The 16,461-nt window shown below is 75.2% G+C and carries 13 protein-coding genes; 8 read left to right on the top strand and 5 right to left on the bottom strand.

The window, feature by feature from the left end; all coding sequences use genetic code 11:
* The first annotated feature begins 116 nt into the window (after nucleotides 1–116).
* Nucleotides 117–2,315 carry an acyl-CoA dehydrogenase gene (locus ACZ466_RS43195; protein WP_378290694.1) on the top strand — a complete coding sequence of 733 codons (2,199 nt, stop codon included), beginning with the start codon at nucleotides 117–119 and terminating at the stop codon, nucleotides 2,313–2,315.
* A gap of 46 nt (nucleotides 2,316–2,361) precedes the next feature.
* On the opposite strand, the gene ACZ466_RS43200 is transcribed toward ACZ466_RS43195, so the two are convergent.
* On the bottom strand, nucleotides 2,362–2,715 hold the full coding sequence (locus ACZ466_RS43200) for a hypothetical protein (RefSeq protein ID WP_378290696.1): 354 nt from the start codon (nucleotides 2,713–2,715) through the stop codon (nucleotides 2,362–2,364).
* Nucleotides 2,716–2,856: 141 nt separating this feature from the next.
* Here ACZ466_RS43200 and ACZ466_RS43205 point away from each other — a divergent pair, with 141 nt between their 5' ends.
* From ACZ466_RS43205 to ACZ466_RS43215, 3 genes are read left to right on the top strand one after another with little or no spacing between them, the layout of a single operon-like run.
* The gene (locus ACZ466_RS43205; RefSeq protein WP_378290698.1) at nucleotides 2,857–3,390 is read left to right on the top strand and encodes a hypothetical protein; all 534 of its coding nucleotides are present in this window, start codon (nucleotides 2,857–2,859) and stop codon (nucleotides 3,388–3,390) included.
* Nucleotides 3,391–3,436: 46 nt separating this feature from the next.
* Nucleotides 3,437–4,333 (top strand): AAA family ATPase, encoded by an 897-nt coding sequence (locus ACZ466_RS43210; protein ID WP_378290700.1) that lies wholly within the window; start codon nucleotides 3,437–3,439, stop codon nucleotides 4,331–4,333.
* 2 nt (nucleotides 4,334–4,335) lie between these two features.
* A complete protein-coding gene (locus ACZ466_RS43215) occupies nucleotides 4,336–5,769 on the top strand; it encodes a vWA domain-containing protein (RefSeq protein WP_378290702.1) in 1,434 nt (477 codons plus the stop codon).
* Between the two features lie 33 nt (nucleotides 5,770–5,802).
* On the opposite strand, the gene ACZ466_RS43220 is transcribed toward ACZ466_RS43215, so the two are convergent.
* Nucleotides 5,803–7,200, bottom strand: a complete 1,398-nt coding sequence (locus ACZ466_RS43220) for an MFS transporter (protein ID WP_378290705.1) — start codon at nucleotides 7,198–7,200, stop codon at nucleotides 5,803–5,805.
* A 98-nt stretch (nucleotides 7,201–7,298) separates the two neighbouring features.
* Between ACZ466_RS43220 and ACZ466_RS43225 the strand changes: the two genes are divergently transcribed.
* Both ACZ466_RS43225 and ACZ466_RS43230 read left to right on the top strand, forming a co-directional pair.
* Nucleotides 7,299–7,799: a winged helix-turn-helix transcriptional regulator gene (locus tag ACZ466_RS43225; protein ID WP_378290707.1), complete on the top strand. Its 501-nt coding sequence runs from the start codon at nucleotides 7,299–7,301 to the stop codon at nucleotides 7,797–7,799.
* 67 nt (nucleotides 7,800–7,866) lie between these two features.
* Complete coding sequence (locus ACZ466_RS43230) at nucleotides 7,867–9,468, top strand: adenylate/guanylate cyclase domain-containing protein (RefSeq protein ID WP_378290709.1); 1,602 nt, start codon at nucleotides 7,867–7,869, stop codon at nucleotides 9,466–9,468.
* Here ACZ466_RS43230 and ACZ466_RS43235 read toward each other — a convergent pair.
* The 3 genes from ACZ466_RS43235 to ACZ466_RS43245 form a co-directional block, all read right to left on the bottom strand.
* Nucleotides 9,465–10,244, bottom strand: a complete 780-nt coding sequence (locus ACZ466_RS43235; RefSeq protein WP_378290711.1) for a hypothetical protein — start codon at nucleotides 10,242–10,244, stop codon at nucleotides 9,465–9,467. The genes ACZ466_RS43230 and ACZ466_RS43235 overlap by 4 nt on opposite strands.
* 101 nt (nucleotides 10,245–10,345) lie before the next feature.
* A complete protein-coding gene (locus tag ACZ466_RS43240) occupies nucleotides 10,346–10,870 on the bottom strand; it encodes an AAA family ATPase (protein WP_378290713.1) in 525 nt (174 codons plus the stop codon).
* Nucleotides 10,871–11,078: 208 nt separating this feature from the next.
* Complete coding sequence (locus ACZ466_RS43245; protein WP_378290715.1) at nucleotides 11,079–11,756, bottom strand: MBL fold metallo-hydrolase; 678 nt, start codon at nucleotides 11,754–11,756, stop codon at nucleotides 11,079–11,081.
* Nucleotides 11,757–11,989: 233 nt separating this feature from the next.
* Between ACZ466_RS43245 and ACZ466_RS43250 the strand changes: the two genes are divergently transcribed.
* Together ACZ466_RS43250 and ACZ466_RS43255 are read left to right on the top strand one after the other, a co-directional pair.
* Entirely contained in the window at nucleotides 11,990–12,493 is a 504-nt protein-coding gene (locus ACZ466_RS43250; protein WP_378290717.1) for a hypothetical protein, read from the top strand.
* Nucleotides 12,494–12,496: 3 nt separating this feature from the next.
* Nucleotides 12,497–16,399, top strand: a complete 3,903-nt coding sequence (locus ACZ466_RS43255; protein WP_378290719.1) for a tetratricopeptide repeat protein — start codon at nucleotides 12,497–12,499, stop codon at nucleotides 16,397–16,399.
* Nucleotides 16,400–16,461 lie beyond the last annotated feature (62 nt).

Genomic DNA, 16,461 nt, shown 5'->3' on the forward strand with positions numbered 1-16,461 from the left:
GATGTGGGATGACACAGAAGTGCGACACGCGTTGCCTGAGACGTAACTCACGGCCGCACGGGACTCGAATCCTGTTCTAGAATCGGTGCGTCAATGGGGCTGAGAGAAGGTGACGCATGGCCATCGGGCTGACCGAAGAGCACGAGGCACTCGCCGAGTCGGTGCGCGGCTTCGCCGAGCGCAACATCACGGCGACGGTCGTACGATCCGCGCTGGACGCGGACGAGGAGACCCGTCCGGGGTTCTGGTCGGCCCTGGCCGAGCAGGGGCTGCTCGGCCTGCACCTCGAGGAGGAGCACGGCGGGCAGGGCTTCGGCCTGCTGGAGCTGGCGGTCGTGATCGAGGAGCTGGGGCGGGCCGCGGCGCCCGGCCCGTTCCTGCCGACCGTGCTGGCCAGCGCCGCGGTGAACGCCTCCAGCAATGCCAAGGCCCGCGCCGCGCTGCTGCCCGGCCTGGCCGACGGCTCCCGCACCGGCGCGCTGGCGCTGGCCGGTGAGCTGACCGGGCGGCGGGACGGCGACGCCCTGGTGGTGTCGGGCAGCGCAGCCCTGGTGCTGGGCGGCGCGCTGGCCGACGTGCTGGTGCTGCCGGTCGCCGTCGACGGCGGCGGCCGCGAGTGGGTGGCGGTCGACGCCGCCGAGGCGACCGTGACCCCCGTCCGGAGCCTGGACCGGGTCCGCCGGGTCGCCGCCGTGGAGCTGGCGGACGCCTCGGTGGCCGCGGACCGCGTCCTGGACGGCCTCACCGACGGCGCCGTGCGCGACCTGGCGGTCACGCTGCTGGGCGCCGAGGCGGCCGGCGTGGCGGGCTGGTGCGTCACCACCGCCGCCGAGTACGCCAAGGTCCGCGAGCAGTTCGGCCGCCCGATCGGGCAGTTCCAGGGCGTCAAGCACAAGGCCGCCCGGATGCTGATCGCGCTGGAGCAGGCCCGCGCCGCCGTCTGGGACGCCGCCCGCGCCCTGGACGACCGCGCGGAGGACGCCGCGTTCGCCGCCGCCGTCGCCGGCGTGGTCGCGCTGGACGGCGCGGCGCAGACCGCCCGCGACGCCGTCCAGATCCTCGGCGGCATCGGCTTCACGTGGGAGCACGACGCGCACGTCTACCTGCGCCGCGTGCTGACGCTGCGGGCGCTGACCGGACCGTCCAAGGCCCACGCGGCCGAGGTCGCCCGCCGCGCGCTGGCGGGCGGGCGCCGCGCGGTCGAGCTGGAGCTGGACGACGACACCCAGCCGCTGCGCGAGCGCCTCCGGGCCGAGATCGCCGAGCTGGCGAAGATCGGCGACAAGGGCGAGCTCAAGCGCACCATGGGCGACCGGGGCTGGACCGTGCCGCACCTGCCCGAGCCCTGGGGGCGCGGCGCCTCGCCGGTCGAGCAGGTGCTGATCCAGCAGGAGCTCAAGGCCGCCAAGGTCAAGCCGCCGAACCTGGTGATCGGCGCGTGGCTGGTGCCCTCGCTGGTCGCCTACGCCAGCGAGGAGCAGAAGGAGCGCTTCCTGCGCCCGACGCTGCGCGGCGAGATGGTGTGGTGCCAGCTGTTCAGCGAGCCCGGCGCCGGCTCCGACCTGGCCTCGCTGTCGATGCGGGCCGAGCGGGTCGAGGGCGGCTGGAAGCTCACCGGCCAGAAGATCTGGACGTCGGTGGCGCAGTTCGCGCAGTGGGGCTTCTGCCTGGCGCGCACGAACCCGGACGCGCCCAAGCACGACGGCATCACCTACTTCCTGGTCGACATGAAGGCCGCGGGCGTGGACGTGCGCCCGCTGCGCGAGATGACCGGCGAGTCCCTGTTCAACGAGGTGTTCCTGGACGGCGTCTTCGTCTCCGACGACTGCGTGGTCGGCGAGGTCGACAAGGGCTGGCAGGTCGCCCGCAACACCCTGAGCAACGAGCGGGTGTCGCTGTCGACCGGCGGCGGGCTGGGCATGGGCGTGCCCGAGCTGCTGGCGTTCTTCGAGGGCGCCGAGCTGGACCCGATCGCCGAGGCCGAGGTGGGCCGGCTGGTCGCCCAGGGCCACGCGATCGACCTGCTGAGCCTGCGCACCACGCTCAAGCAGCTGAACGGGGTGGAGCCCGGCGCCGAGGCCAGCGTCCGCAAGCTGCTGGGCGTGCAGTTCAACCAGGACGTGGCCGACTACTGCTGGGCCTCGCAGGGCGCCGGCGCGGTCGTCGAGGTGCCGGACGAGCGCAGCGCGAGCGTGGCGCGGCACATGCTGTTCTCCCGGGCGATGACGATCTACGGCGGCACCACCGAGGTGCAGCTCAACATCATCGGTGAGCGGCTGCTCGGTCTGCCCCGCGACCCCGAGCCCGGCAAGTGACCTGAGCGCCGGCCGCGGCGGGCGGGCGCGCCCCGCCCGCCGCGGCTCAGCGCGGACGGCGGCCGTAGATGAGGTTGACCAGGACGATGGCGACCCAGACGATCACCAGGCCCGGCATGCCGGCGTTGACGACACCGATCGCGCTCAGCGGGATGGCCGCGGCCAGGGACACGATGGCCAGGGCGAGATCGGAGCCGTGCCCGTGCCCGGTCCCCGGCCCGGGGGCGGGGGCGGGGGCGCGGCGGCCCCGGTGGGCGGGGGCGGCCGTCCGCGCCGCGAGCGTCTCCTCGATGCGGTCGACGAGCGTCTCGACGAAGGCGTCGTCATAGTCGGGGCCCAGCTCCCGCCGGGCCGCCAGCGCCGCGGCCAGGTCGTCGCGCGGCAGGCGTGGAGTCGTCATCCTCCGGTTATAGGCGGAGGGGCGCGGCGGGCGCGTCACCCCTGGGGACGAATCCCGCCGTCCCCCCGTGGGGCCACGCCGGCCGGAGGCTACCGGCCGGTTAAAATGCCGACTTCGTCCACGAACCTCCCGGAGGTCCACGTGAGAGCACGGGTCCGCCCGACCGCCGTTCCCGCCCTTGCCGCCCACCCCCGTCCAGCGAGCGCGCGGCGCCGCCGGGGCGCGCTCGGCGGCGGCGCGCTGGCGTCCGCCCTCGTGGTGTCGGCGCTGTCGGGGTGCGGCGGCGACGACAAGGAGCCCGCCACCGGGGCGGCCACGTCCTCGCCCCCGCCGGTCTCGGTGCCCTCCGCGCCCGCCGGCGTCCCGCCCGGCGCGGGGCAGTCGGCGCTGCCGGCCGTGCCGAAGGTGAAGGCGGCCGACGTCAGGCCGCTGGTCGGGCGGTGGGTGAGCCCGGCCGGGGACTTCTTCCAGTTCAAGGCGGACGGCAGCGGCTCGTGGACGCAGGGCGGCCATTCCCTCTGGAACGGCCAGGTCATCCCCGAGGGCAAGGGCAAGTACCGCTTCTCCTGGCAGGGCGGCGACCCGAAGTCCGCCTCGTACTGGGGCGCCACGCTCACCGGCGGCAAACTCCTGTTCGCCGGCAACAACCAGACCTACACGAAGGCCAAGGGATGATCTCGGACAGCAGGGTGCAGAACGGCGCGCACGGCAGGGTGCGCGGATGACCGTCGAGGTGGACGGCCGGGGGGAGGAGTCGGCGGTGTTCGCCTCGCCCGCCGATGTCGGCCGGCGGCTCGCCGAGGTCGACTACCTGGCGGACGAGGAGATCGCGACCACCGTCTTCCTCGCCCAGGCGCTCGGCAAGCCGCTCCTGGTGGAGGGGCCCGCCGGGGTCGGCAAGACCGAGCTGGCCAAGGCGGTCGCCGCCGCCACCGGTTCGGAACTGATCAGGTTGCAGTGCTACGAGGGCCTGGACGAGGCGCGGGCGCTGTACGAGTTCAACTACAAGAAGCAGCTGCTGGCCATCCAGGCCACGCAGGACGACCGCGGCTGGCAGCAGACCCACGACGACATCTTCTCCGAGGAGTTCCTGCTGGAGCGGCCGCTGCTGGCGGCGATCCGGCGGACCGGGCCCACCGTCCTGCTCATCGACGAGGCCGACAAGGCCGACGTCGAGGTCGAGGGCATGCTGCTGGAGGTGCTGTCGGACTTCCAGGTGACGATCCCCGAGCTGGGCACGGTCGCCGCCGTCCGCCGCCCGTTCGTGCTCATCACCTCGAACGCGGCGCGGGAGCTGTCGGAGGCGCTCAAGCGCCGCTGCCTCTACCTGCACCTGGACTACCCCGAGCCCGAGCGGGAGCGCGAGATCGTGCTGGCGCAGGTCCCGGGGATCGAGGCGGCGCTGGCCGAGCAGCTGGTCCGCACGGTCGGGACGCTGCGCGAGCTGGAGGTCAAGAAGGCGCCGTCGATCGCCGAGACCGTCGACTGGGCCCGCACGCTGCTGGCGCTCGGCCTGGACGAGCTCGACGAGGCGGCGGTGGCGCGCACCCTGGGCGTGGTGCTCAAGCACGTCTCCGACCAGGAGCGCGCCGTCAAGGAACTCGGCCTCCAGGGTTGATCGTGGACGAGGCGGACGGCGGCACCGGCGGGACGCGGCGGTCCCTGGTCGACCGGCACACCGGTTTCGTGGCGGCGCTGCGCGAGGCGGGGATGCCGGTGTCGGTCGCCGAGGGGCTGGACGCGGTGCGCGCCATGCAGGTGATCGACCTGGTCGACCGGGAGGCGCTGCGCGCCGCGTACGCGGCGACGCTGATCAAGCGGCCCGCGCACCGGCCCACCTTCGACACCCTCTTCGACCTGTGGTTCCCGCCGGCGCTGGGGGACGGCGCCGCGCACGCGGCCGACCCGCGGGCCGCCCGGACCCGCGAGCGGGACCCGGACGAGCGCCGCCCGCCCCCGCCGCTGGACCCGGAGGTGCAGGCGCTCCGCCGGGAGCTGTTCGAGCTGCTGCTGTCGGGCGACGATCCGGGGATGCGGCAGTTCGCCCGTACGGCGGTGGCCGAGTACGGGCGGACGCCGGGCCAGGAGTCGTGGTTCTCCTCGGGCGTGCTGCGCGCCCTGTCCCCGGAGACGCTGATGGCCGGGCTGCTCGACGCGGTGCTCGCCGGGCAGGAGCGCGGCGGCATGGCCGAGCGGGTGGCGCGGCGGACCTTCCGGACCCGGATCTCGCATTTCCAGAACCTGGTGGCGACGGAGGTGCGGCGGCGGATCGCCGAGGACACCGGGGTGGAGCGGACCGCGCGGATGGCCGTGCGGCCCCCGCTGGAGCGGCTCGACTTCGGCCGCGCCGCGCGGGCCGACCTGGTGGCGATGCGCCGCGAGGTGTACCCGCTGGCGCGGCGGCTGGCGACCCGGCTGCAGCAGAAGCAGCGGGCGGGCAACCGCGGGCGGCTGGACTTCCGCCGCACCGTGCGGGCGTCGCTGGGCAGCGGCGGCGTGCCGCTGGCCACCCACCACCGGCCGCGCCGGCCGCACAAGCCCGAGCTGGTCATCCTGTGCGACGCCAGCGACTCGGTGTCGGCGTTCGCGCACTTCACGCTGCTGCTGACGTTCGCGCTGCGGGAGCAGTTCAGCAAGGTGCGGGCGTTCGCGTTCATCGACGCCACCGACGAGATCACCCGGTTCTTCGCGCCCGGCGTGGACGTGGTGGACGCGATGACCCGGCTGGCGCGGGAGGCCGATCTGGTCTGGATCACCGGGCGCAGCAACTACGGGCACGCGATCAAGGTGTTCGAGGAGCGGTACGGCGACGCGGTCACCTCGCGGACATCCCTGCTGGTCCTGGGCGACGCCCGGTCGAACTACGGGGAGCTGTCGCTGCCGATCCTGCGCGGGATGGCCGATCGGGCGCGGCACGCGTACTGGCTCAACCCCGAGCCGCGCTCGCAGTGGGACACCGGGGACTCGGCGGCCTCCCGCTACGGGGAGATCGTCCCGATGTACGAGTGCCGCAACCTGGCCCAGCTCACCGAGTTCATCGAGGAACTGGCCTAGGCGCCCGCGCGGGACCGGGCCCCGGCGGGGGGCTCAGTCCCGTTCCCGGACGAGCGCGGCGAAGACCGCGCCGAGCACTGCGACGAGGCTGCAGACCACCAGCGCGATGTCGGCGCCGTGGGCGAACGCCTCGGCGGGGCGGGCGTGGCCGTCGCCGGTCCCGGTGACGATCGTGCCGACCAGCGCCACGCCGAGCGAGGCGCCGATGTAGCGGGCGGTGTTGCCGGCGCCCGAGCCCATGCCCGCCCGGTCGGCCGGGACGCTCTCCACGGCCAGCCGCGCCAGCATGGCGTTGCCGAGCCCGCTGCCGATCCCGGCGACGACCAGGCCCGGGACCATCCGCCACCAGTGCTCGCCGGGGGCGAAGCCCAGCAGGCCGAGCTGGCCGGCGGCGTTGAGCGCCAGCGCGGCGGCCAGCAGCCGTCCGGCCGGGAGCCGGGCGGGCAGGCGGCGCGCCTGGGCGGCGGCGACGAACGACAGGCCCGACCAGATGGACAGCAGCAGGGCGGCGGACAGCGGGCTCATGCCCAGCACGACCGCCAGCACGGTGGGCACGTAGCTCATCACGCCGATGATGCCGAGGCCGGTGAGCAGCGCGCCGACCACCGACAGCAGGAAGCGGGGCCGCCGGAACAGCGCCAGGTCGAGCATCGGCGCGCGGCGGCGCGACTCCACCGCCACGAACGCGGCCAGCAGCACGGCGGCCAGGACCAGCAGCCCGATCACCTCCGGGCGGCCCCAGCCGATCCGTCCCCAGGTGATGGCGGCCAGCAGCGCGGCGACGCCCAGGCTCATCGTGACCACGCCGGGCAGGTCGAGGCCGCGGCGCCGTCCGGCGCGCGACTCGTGCAGCGTGCGGGCGGCGACCGCGGCCAGCAGCGCGGAGGCCGCGACCGTGGCCCAGTACCACAGCCGCCAGCCGCCCAGCGCGCCGAGACCGGCGGCGGCGATCGGGCCGAGCGCGATGCCGAGCCCGAGCATGGCGCCCCAGAGGCCGGTGGCGTGGGAGCGCCGCGGGCCGGGGGCGAAGGTGGCGCCGATGATGCCCAGACCGGCGGCGATGAGCGCGGCGCTGGCCGCGCCCTGCGCGATCCGGCCGGCGACGAACACGGCCGCGTTGGGGGCGAGGGCGCAGCCGGCGCTGGAGACGGCCAGCAGGACGGCGCCCAGGACGAAGACCCGCCTGCGGCCGTGGTCGTCGGCCAGGCTGCCGACCGCCAGCAGGGCCGCGGCCAGGCCGAGGCTGATCGAGCTCATCAGCCAGATCTGGGCGGTGGGGCCCGCGCGCAGTCCGGCGGCGGTGTCGGTGAGCACCGCCATCGGGGCGGTGTAGTTCATCAGGGCCAGCAGGGTGGCGGCCCCTGGCAGGGCCAGCGCGGCGGTGGCGCCCGCGGCCCGTTCCGGCGCGCGGGGGGCGGCCAGCGTGGTCATCCGGTCTCCGTCTCGAGTTCAATGAACGAACTGCACTGCGCCGACCGTAGCACGCGCCGGTTCGTTCAATGAACCATGGGCCGGGTAATCTGGCCACCATGGCACTCGGCAAGGACTACGTGCGGCAGGACTGCTCGCTGGCCCGCGCGCTGGAGGTCGTGGGCGAGCGCTGGACGCTGCTGATCGTCCGGGACGCCCTGTACGGCGTGCGCCGCTTCGGCCACTTCCTGGCCCACCTGGAGATCCCGCGCGCCGTCCTGTCCGCACGCCTCCAGTCGCTGGTGGAGGCCGGGGTGCTGGAGAAGCGGGGGCACGACTACGTGATCACCGATACGGGCCGCGACCTGTGGCCGGTCGTGCACGCGCTGGCCCGCTGGGGCGACCGCAACTACTCCGACCGGGGGCCGTGCCGGCTGTTCCTCCACATTCCCTGCGGCAAGCGCATCGACGCCGACGGCACCTGCCCGTCCTGCGGCCGCGTCGCCCCGCCGGAGGAACTGGAGATGCACCCAGGCCCCGGCCTGGACCCCGACCGCGACGACCCGGTCAGCACGGCGCTGCGCGAGCCGCACCGCCTGCTGGAGCCGCTCCCGGTCTGACCCGTCCCCGGAGTGTCCGACGAGGTCATGGGCGCGGCGCGGTGACGAGCGGCTACTCTGCACGCCCATGAAGACCGACGCGACGGGCGACGGGGCCGGACGCCTCCGCGGACGCCTCGCCGGGCCCCTCCGGCGCCTGGCCGACGGCCGTCCCGGCGACTCCCGCGCCCGGATCGCCCGCCGCGCCCGGATCCTCGTCACCGTCGCCACCGGCCTGGCCAACCTGGGCGGCGCACTGGTCGTCGTGCTGTTCACCCTCGTGGTCCCCGACCCCGGCACCGAGGTCTCCGACCGGCTGCGCACCGTCAACTACCTGGTCTTCACCGCCTACGTGATCGCGGCCGTGCCGGCCGGGCTGGTGCTGGGCGAACGCTTCTTCCGGCGGGTGCGCCGGCTGGCCGAACGGCACGGCGCCCCCGGCGCGCACGAACGCTCCCTGCTGCTGTACGGCCCGCTGCGGCTGATGTCGGTGCACCTCACGCTCTGGGGCATCGGCACCGTCGGGTGGGTCCTGATCAACCTGCCCTTCTCCACCCTGCTGGCGGTCAAGCTCGGCCTCACCAGCCTCCTCGGCGGCCTGACCACCTGCACGGTCGTCTACCTGCTGACCGAGCGGCTGCTGCGGCGCGCGGTCACCACCGCGCTGGCGTCCGGGGTGCCCCGCCGCACCGGGCTGCCCGGAGTGGTCGCGCGGTCGGTGCTCGCCTGGGCGCTGGGCACCGCGGTCCCGATCCTCGGCCTGATCGTGCTGGCGCTCGGGTCGTTCCTGATCGCCGAGGTCACGCTGCGCGACTTCGCGGTGGCCGTGCTGGCGCTCGGCGGCATCGCCCTCGCCGTCGGTCTCGGTGTCACCTACTTCGCGGCCCGCGCGATCGCCGACCCGGTGGAGTCGGTGCGGCTCGGCCTGGCCCGGATCGAGGGCGGCCACCTGGACGTCGAGGTCCCCGTCTACGACGCCAGCGAGGTCGGGCTGCTGCAGGCCGGGTTCAACCACATGGCCTCCGGGCTGCGCGAGCACGCCCGCCTGCAGGACCTGTTCGGCCGCCAGGTCGGCGAGGACGTGGCCCGGGACGCGCTGGAGCGCGGCATCGACCTGGGCGGCGAGCTGCGCGAGGTCGCGGTGGTGTTCGTCGACATCATCGGCTCCACCCGGCTGGCCGCCGACCGCCCGCCCACCGAGGTGGTCAAGCTGCTCAACGACTTCTTCGCCGTGGTGGTGGAGACGATCGGCGACCACGGCGGCTGGATCAACAAGTTCGAGGGGGATGCCGCGCTGGCCGTCTTCGGCGCCCCGCTGGCCCTGGACGGCTCCGGCCCCCGCGCCCTGGCGGCGTCCCGGGACCTGGCCGTGCGGCTGGCCCGGGAGGTCCCCGCGCTGCGCGCCGCCGTCGGGGTGTCGGCGGGCGAGGCCGTCGCCGGGCACATCGGTGCCGAGGAGCGCTTCGAGTACACCGTCATCGGCGACCCGGTGAACGAGGCCGCCCGCCTGACCGACCTGGCCAAGGGCACCGAGGGGCGGGTCCTGGCGGCCGGCTCGCTGGTCGAGCGGGTCCGCGGGGACGGGCACGAGGAGGCGCGGCACTGGGAGTTCGGCGAGGAGGTCATGCTGCGCGGCCGCACCGAACCGACCCGCCTGGCCTCACCTTCCCCGGACCACCGCGTTCCCTAGGGGACCGCGCCGATCGTGGCCTTGCGCAGGGTGGTGTAGTACGGCGACTTCTTGAAGCCGGGCCCGGTCTCCTCGCCGATGTAGACGTCGGCGTGGTGCTCGCCCCCGTACCCGGGACGGAACAGGTCGGTGACCTTCCAGGTGGCGGCGCGGAACCGGTCGCAGATCTGACGGGCCACCGGACGGCCCTTCCAGTCGGCGCCGCACTCGACGATCTGGAACCGCTGCCCCCGGGCGATCACGTCCCGGTCGGCCGCCGCCGACGACCAGGCCCGCAGCGGTCTGGCCGTGGAGTCGCGGGTGCTGTCGTCCAGCCACCACCCGATGCTGTGCGACCAGTTGAGGTAGCGGCCGCGGTGCGGCCCGGCGGTGATGCGGCCGCTGCCCTCGGTCTGGATCTCCTTGAGGAAGCCCTCCGGATAGGACCCCAGCGGCGTCTTCCCCCACTTGCAGTGCAGCTTCGCGCAGCCGCGCACCGCCTTGGATCTGCCGCCGTGGAAGGACTGCACCACGGTGTAGTAGGTGGTGATCCGCCACGATCTCGCCTTGCCGAGCGGCTTGAGCGGGCGGGACGGAGCGGACAGGCGGCTCCGCGGTGCCGTCGGCGCCGCGGCGTCCGGCGCCGCCGGCGCGGACCCCGGCCCGGGCGCGGCGGCCGTCGGCGGCTGGACCTCCGGCGCGCCGGTGGAAGCCGTGGACGGGGCGCCGCATCCCGCCGCGAAGACGCACAGCACCACCACGACGGCCGTCGAAGGCCGCGGAGCCCTCAGCCGCATCGCACCCCTCTCATGGCACAAACGGAAACCATGGTGCCATGCCGTGACGCCGCGCCGCCCGCTTCCGGGAAGGAGCGGCGCGGCGGGCCGGGGCTCCGGGTTCAGCCGATGCGGATCGCGCCCAGGGCGTCGGCCTCGGCACGGGTCAGCAGGGTGACGGTCGCGGCCGGCGGGACGGCGCCGTCCCGGGCCCGCCGCACCAGCGGCCGCCACCGGCGGCAGTGCCGGGCGAAGGTCACCGCGGTCACCACCCGGCCGCGGGCGACCTGCCCGGCCAGCGCCGTCCCCGGGTCGACGTCGATCAGCACCAGGTGCACCCGGCCGCCGCGCCGCCGCACCAGCCACGAGAACAGGTGCAGGATGTGCGGCCAGGTTCCCCGGGTCTGGGCGACCACGCCCTCGCCGCGCATCACCGCCCGCGCGATCCACCACACGTGCGTCGCGTTCACCAGCGGCACCCGGGCGCGGGCCGGCACCGGGGCCAGCAGCCCCGCCCAGCGGTTGCGGGCCTGCCGCGAGTCGATCACCCGGCCGCCGTCGATCGGCACCGGCCCCGTCTCGTCACCGCGCAGCCGGTACAGGCGCTCCAGCAGGGTGCTCTTGCCCGCGCCGGGCAGCCCGGCCACCAGCACGAGCGAACCGGCGGGATAGCGCAGCTCGGCGCCCGCCCCCGCCCCGGACTCCGCCTTCTTGAGTTCGCGGATTGTGCATCTCCTGGTCTCGGCCCCCGGAAAACACTGGTGGTCGGAAGAACGAACACCCGTGACCAGTGGTTCCGATGGTCCGGCGGCCGGTGATGCCGGGGCCGCGGTTCAGGGGCCGCTCAGCGGCGGGTCACCAGCCGCGCGAGCGCCACTCGGGCAGGGCGGGGCGCTCCCGTCCGAGCGTGGAGTCCTTGCCGTGGCCGGGATAGAACCAGGTGGTGTCGGGGAGGCGGTCGAACACCCGCTCCTCGACGTCCGACAGCAGCTGCTTGAAACGGGCCGCGTCGCCCCAGGTGTTGCCGACGCCGCCGGGGAAGAGGCTGTCGCCGGTGAACAGGTGCGGCCCGCCGGCCGCCTCGCCGCCCGCGTCGCCGCCCGCCTCGTACAGCAGCGCGATCGACCCGGGCGTGTGGCCGCGCAGGTGGATCACCTCCAGCGACACCTCGCCGACCTGGACGGTGTCGCCGTGCTCGACCTGCTCGGCGACCGGCTCGGGCAGCGCCTCCACGTCGAAGGGGTGCGCGACCACCGGCGCGCCCGTGGCCTTCACCAGCTCGCTCAGCGCCATCCAGTGGTCCTGGTGGCGGTGCGTGGTGACGATCCGGGCCAGCGGGCCGTCGCCGACCAGGTCCAGCAGCCGGGGCGCCTCGTTGGCCGCGTCGATCAGCAGCCGCTCCCCGGTCGCCGCGCAGCGCAGCAGGTAGGCGTTGTTGTCGTAGGGGCCGACCGCGATCTTGGTGATCGTCAGGCCGGGCAGCTCGCGTACGTCGGGGTCGCCCCCGACCTCGACGTCTCCCGTGTAGCTCATGTGCGCCTCCCGCTGGGGCCGGTCGGTGATCCTCCGGTGGACCATTGTTCCCCCTCGGCCGCCCTCCGACCGCCGAGGACCCCGGGAAAAGCGCCCGGGGCCGGAATGAGTCACCTGACTCACCCGAAGAGTGCCGTTCCGGACGGAAGTTCCCGGCGAGGTGTCCCACTATCGACTTGGATAAGAAGGATTCGACCCAGGAGGGCGCGTTGGCCACGGTTTCCCGTTCCGGTGTGTCGCGTCACGACCTGCGCACCGGCCCGGCCCCCGAGTCGCCGGAGGAGCTGCTGGCGCACGCCTGCGCGCTGCTGCGGCTGTGCGGGCAGGACGCCGCGCTCGCAGCGGTGCTGCTCGTCCTGGTGGCGGCCGGGACCGTCACCCGGCTGGCGTACGCGGGCTGGCCGGGGCCGGTCGCGCTGCTGCCGCTCCTGGCCGTCGCGGCGTCCTTCGGGATCTCGGCGGTCCTGGCCGTCGGCTCGCGGCGCACGCTGGTCGCGGCGCTGGGCTCGGTGCGGGCGGCCACGGGGGCGCCGCTCGACCCGGCCGTCCCCTGGACCCCGGCCGGGCTGCGCCCGGCGCTGGACCCGCGGGTGCGCGACGCCGAGCTGCGCCGGCTGCTGGGCGCCGCGCACCGCTGCTGCGGCCTGGCCTGGCAGGCGGTCCTGTGGGCGGCGGCGGCCGGCGTGCTGTTCGTCCTCTGGTCGGCGCTGTCGGCCGCGGCCGGGGCGGGCGGGTGAGCCGTGATCGACCACGACGTGCGGCCGGGCAGCTTCTGGGAACGGCTCGGCGCCACCGACCGGCAGGCGCTGCGCGCGATGGGCCGGCGCACCGACGTCCCGCCCGGCGGCCTGCTGTGCCACCAGGGGGTGACCGCGCCCGGCGTGTACGTGGTGTTCAAGGCGGGGGCCGGCACCGCGACCGACGTGGTCGCCAAGGAGTTCGTCGACTCCAGCGAGGGCGACGAGTCGATCATCGATCTGGTGGGGCCGGGCGACCTGGTCGGGGCGCTGGCGCCCTGGGGGCATCCGCAGCGCGGCAACGTGGCCGCGTTCGACCACGTTGCGGCGCTGCGGCTGGACCGGCAGAAGTTCGGCAGCCTGCTGGCCGCCAACCCGCAGGTGGCCGAGGCGATGATGCACACCCTGGCGCGGGGCGCGGCGTTCGGGGGCCGGCGGCACGCGGTGCGGGCCGCCGAGCACCAGCAGCGCCTGGCCTACCACCTGCTGGAGCTGGCGCACCGCTTCGGGCGCCGGACCTCGCGCGGGGTGGAGATCCCGCTGCGGATGAGCCAGGCGGAGCTGGCCAACTGGTCGGGCATCTCCCGCGAGACGCTGGTGCGCTGGTTCCGGCTGTGGCGGTCGCGGGGGATCCTGGCCCGCCGGGCGCGACCGCTGACCATCCTCGACCCCGAGGGGCTGCGCCGCGCCGCCGGCCCGTGGGGGGACGAGTGGCCCGACCATCCCGGGGCCGACTCCCCGCGTGTCGAGCCGGGGGCCGTCCCCGACACCGGACCGGGGCGGGACGCGGCCGGCGCCGGCAGGGCGGCGGGCGGGGCGTCGATCGCGGCCCGCTCGCCGGTGCGGCTGGAGCCCGAGTCCGGGGTGCCGACGGCGCTGCGGCTGCCGGCGGACAAGCCGTTCTTCACCGGCCGGACGGTCGGCCTCGGCAAGCTCGACCTGCTGGTGTCCCAGTCGCCGATGCCGCGCGCGGTCGTCGTCCAGGGGATGGCGGGGGTGGGGAAGACCACGCTCGCCGTGCACTGGGCGCACCGGGTCGCCGGCCGCTTCCCCGACGGCGTGATCTTCACCGACCTGCGCGGGACGACGCGCGCCCCCGCCACCCCGGCCGAGACGATGGGGCAGGTGCTGCGGGGCGCGGGCGTCCCGGGCGACCAGCTGCCCCGCACCGAGGCGGAGCTGGAGGCCCAGTGCCGCTCGCTGCTGGCCGGGCGGCGGATGCTGGTCATCCTCGACAACGCCGCCGACGCCGCGCAGATCCGCCCGCTGGTCGCCGCCGTCAACGCCGGGCTGGTCGTCGCGACCACGCAGCGGCGGCTGCCCGCGCCGCTGCCTGGGGCCGACGTGCGCACCCTGGAGCTGAGCGAGATGGCCGTGCAGGAGGCGGTCGACCTGATCGCGGCCGTGCTGGGCCGCGAGGACGAGCGGATCCGGGAGGAGGACCGGGCGCTGGCCCGGCTCGCCCGCGAGTGCGGCTTCCTTCCGCTGGCACTGGCGATCATGGCTGCCCGGCTGGCCGACAACCCCGGCCGCTCGATCGCCGACACGGTCCGCGAGCTGGCCGACCGGGACGCGCCCGCGGCGCCGTCCTACAGCCCGGGACTTCCCGCGGCCATGCTGCACGAGACCGGCGCGCACGCCGCCGGGACGCAGGGCCTGCACGCCGTGCTCAGCCCCACCTTCGACATCGCCTACCGGGCGCTGCGGCGCGAGCAGCGCGAGGCGTTCCGGCTCCTGGGCCTGGTGGCCGGCCCCGACTTCACCCCCAGCGCGCTCGCGGCCCTGCTGGAGCGTCCGGTAGAGGAGGCGGGCGAATGCCTGGAGGCGCTGCGCCAGGCCTATCTCGTCCAGGACGTCGGCCCCGGCCGGTACCGCATGCACGACCTGCTCCGCGACTTCGCCCGTGAACGCGGCCTCAGCGAGGACGCCGACAGTGACCGCCTCGCCGCCCAGCGCCGCCTGCTCGCCGGATACCTGGCCGAGGCCCGGGACGCGGGACGCCGGCTGAGCCGCAGGCGCCGTCCCACCCTGGACGAGGGGACGGGCGCCGGGTCCTGCGGGGAACCGTCCGGCGCCGCCGCCGGGGCGGCCGCGCTCTCCTGGTTCGAGGCGGAACGGCGCAACCTGGTCGCGGCGGTGCACCAGGCCGCGCGGCTGGGGCTGCACCGGACGTGCTGGGAGCTGGCGGACGCCCTCTTCGACTTCCAGTGGTTCCGCCGCTACAGCCAGGGCAACATCGACGTGCACCAGGCCGGTCTCAGGGCGGCCCGCGCCGAGGAGGACTGGCGCGCCGCCGCCGTCATGCTCCACAACCTCGCGGTGGCCCACTTCGAGCTGGGCGGGTCGGTCCAGGCGATCGGCTACGGAGAGGAGGCCCGCCGCGGCTTCCGTTCGGCGGACCCGCCCGATCGCTTCGGGGAGGCCGCCGCCCAGGCGACCCTCGCCGACGTCCACGCCTCCCTGGGCCGTTACCTGACGGCCATCGGGCACGCACGGCGCTCGCTCGCCATCCACGAGTCCCTGGGGGACGGGGGCGGCGTCGCCAAAGGCCACGAGACCCTCGCCACCGCCTACATCGGACTGGCCGACTACGACACCGCCCTGCGCCACGCGGGCGAGGCCCTCGGCATACGACGCTCCATCGAGGACATGCCGGGCGTGGCCGAGACGCTGCTGACCCTGGCACAGGTCCACCGGCGGCGCGGTGCCGTCCACGAAGCCGTCTCGCACGCCCTGGAGGCCCTCTACATCCGCCAGGACCTGGCCGACCGGCACGGCGCGGCGCAGGCGCTCAACGAATTGGCCCGCATGAACGCCTCCCTGGGACTGCGCGACCTGGCCCTGCGCGACGCCGAGCAGGCCCTGCGCACCTACCAGGCCCTGGGCGCCCGCCACGGCGAGGCCAAGGCGCTGACCACGCTGGGCATGCTGATGAGCGACGCGGCCCGGTTCGCCGAGGCGTTCACCTACTGCGGCCAGGCCCTGGGCCTGCACCGCGAGATCGGCGACCGTTCCGGAGAGGCGGAGACCCTGGCCCAGACCGGCGTGGCGTACTGGCGGCTGGGCCGTTACCCGGAGGCCCGCGAGCACCTGGTCCGCGCCCTGGAGATCCGCCGCGAGATCGGCGACCAGCACGGCGAGGCCCACGACCTGGAGCACCTGTCGATGGTCATGCGCCGCCTCGAACGCGACCAGGAGGCCTTCGTCCTCGGCCTGGAGGCGCTGGACCTGTGGCACCGCCTCGGTGCCAAGGGCGGCCTGGCCGGCACCCTGGGCAGCCTCGCCCGCACCTACCTGCGCCTGAACCTGTACGAGGAGGCCGAGCAGGCGGCCAGGCAGGCCCTGGCGATCCGCCGCGACATCGGCGACTGGTACGGCATGGGCGTCGGCATGGACACCTTCGCCGCCGTGCTGCGGCACGGCGGGCGCCCGGAGGAGGCGCTCAAGATGGAGCTGGAGGCGCTGCGGGTGCTGGGCGAGGTCGGCGACCGCCACAGCGAGGGCACCGCGCTGGTGCACCTCGCCGCGATCTACCTTGAGCTCGACCGGGTGGGCGAGGCGCTGGAGACCGGCCGGCAGGCCCTGGACCTGGCGACCGAGCTCGGTGACACCCGCGAGCAGGCGATCGCGCACCACACCATGGGCGGCGCCTCCCGGAAGCTGGGCCGCCACTCCCGCGCCGTCGGCCACTTCCGGGCCGAGATCGCCATCCGCCGGGAGATGGCCGACCACCGCGGGCAGCGGGCCGCGCTGGAGGGCCTGCGTGACGCGTGCCTGGCCCTTGGCGACGACGCCGGGGCGGCCGACTGCGTCCGCCGCATCCGTGCCATCGACAGCTGGCTGGAGTCGGAGGGCCGTGAGGGGGAGGAGGGCCAGGGCGCGGGACAGGAGGGCGCCCGTCCCTGACACCCCGCCTGGTGCCACCGAGTGTGGAGTTGTACGCGGTCCAGCGCCGTACCGCCGAGTTC

The sequence above is a fragment of the Actinomadura rugatobispora genome, assembly GCF_055379765.1.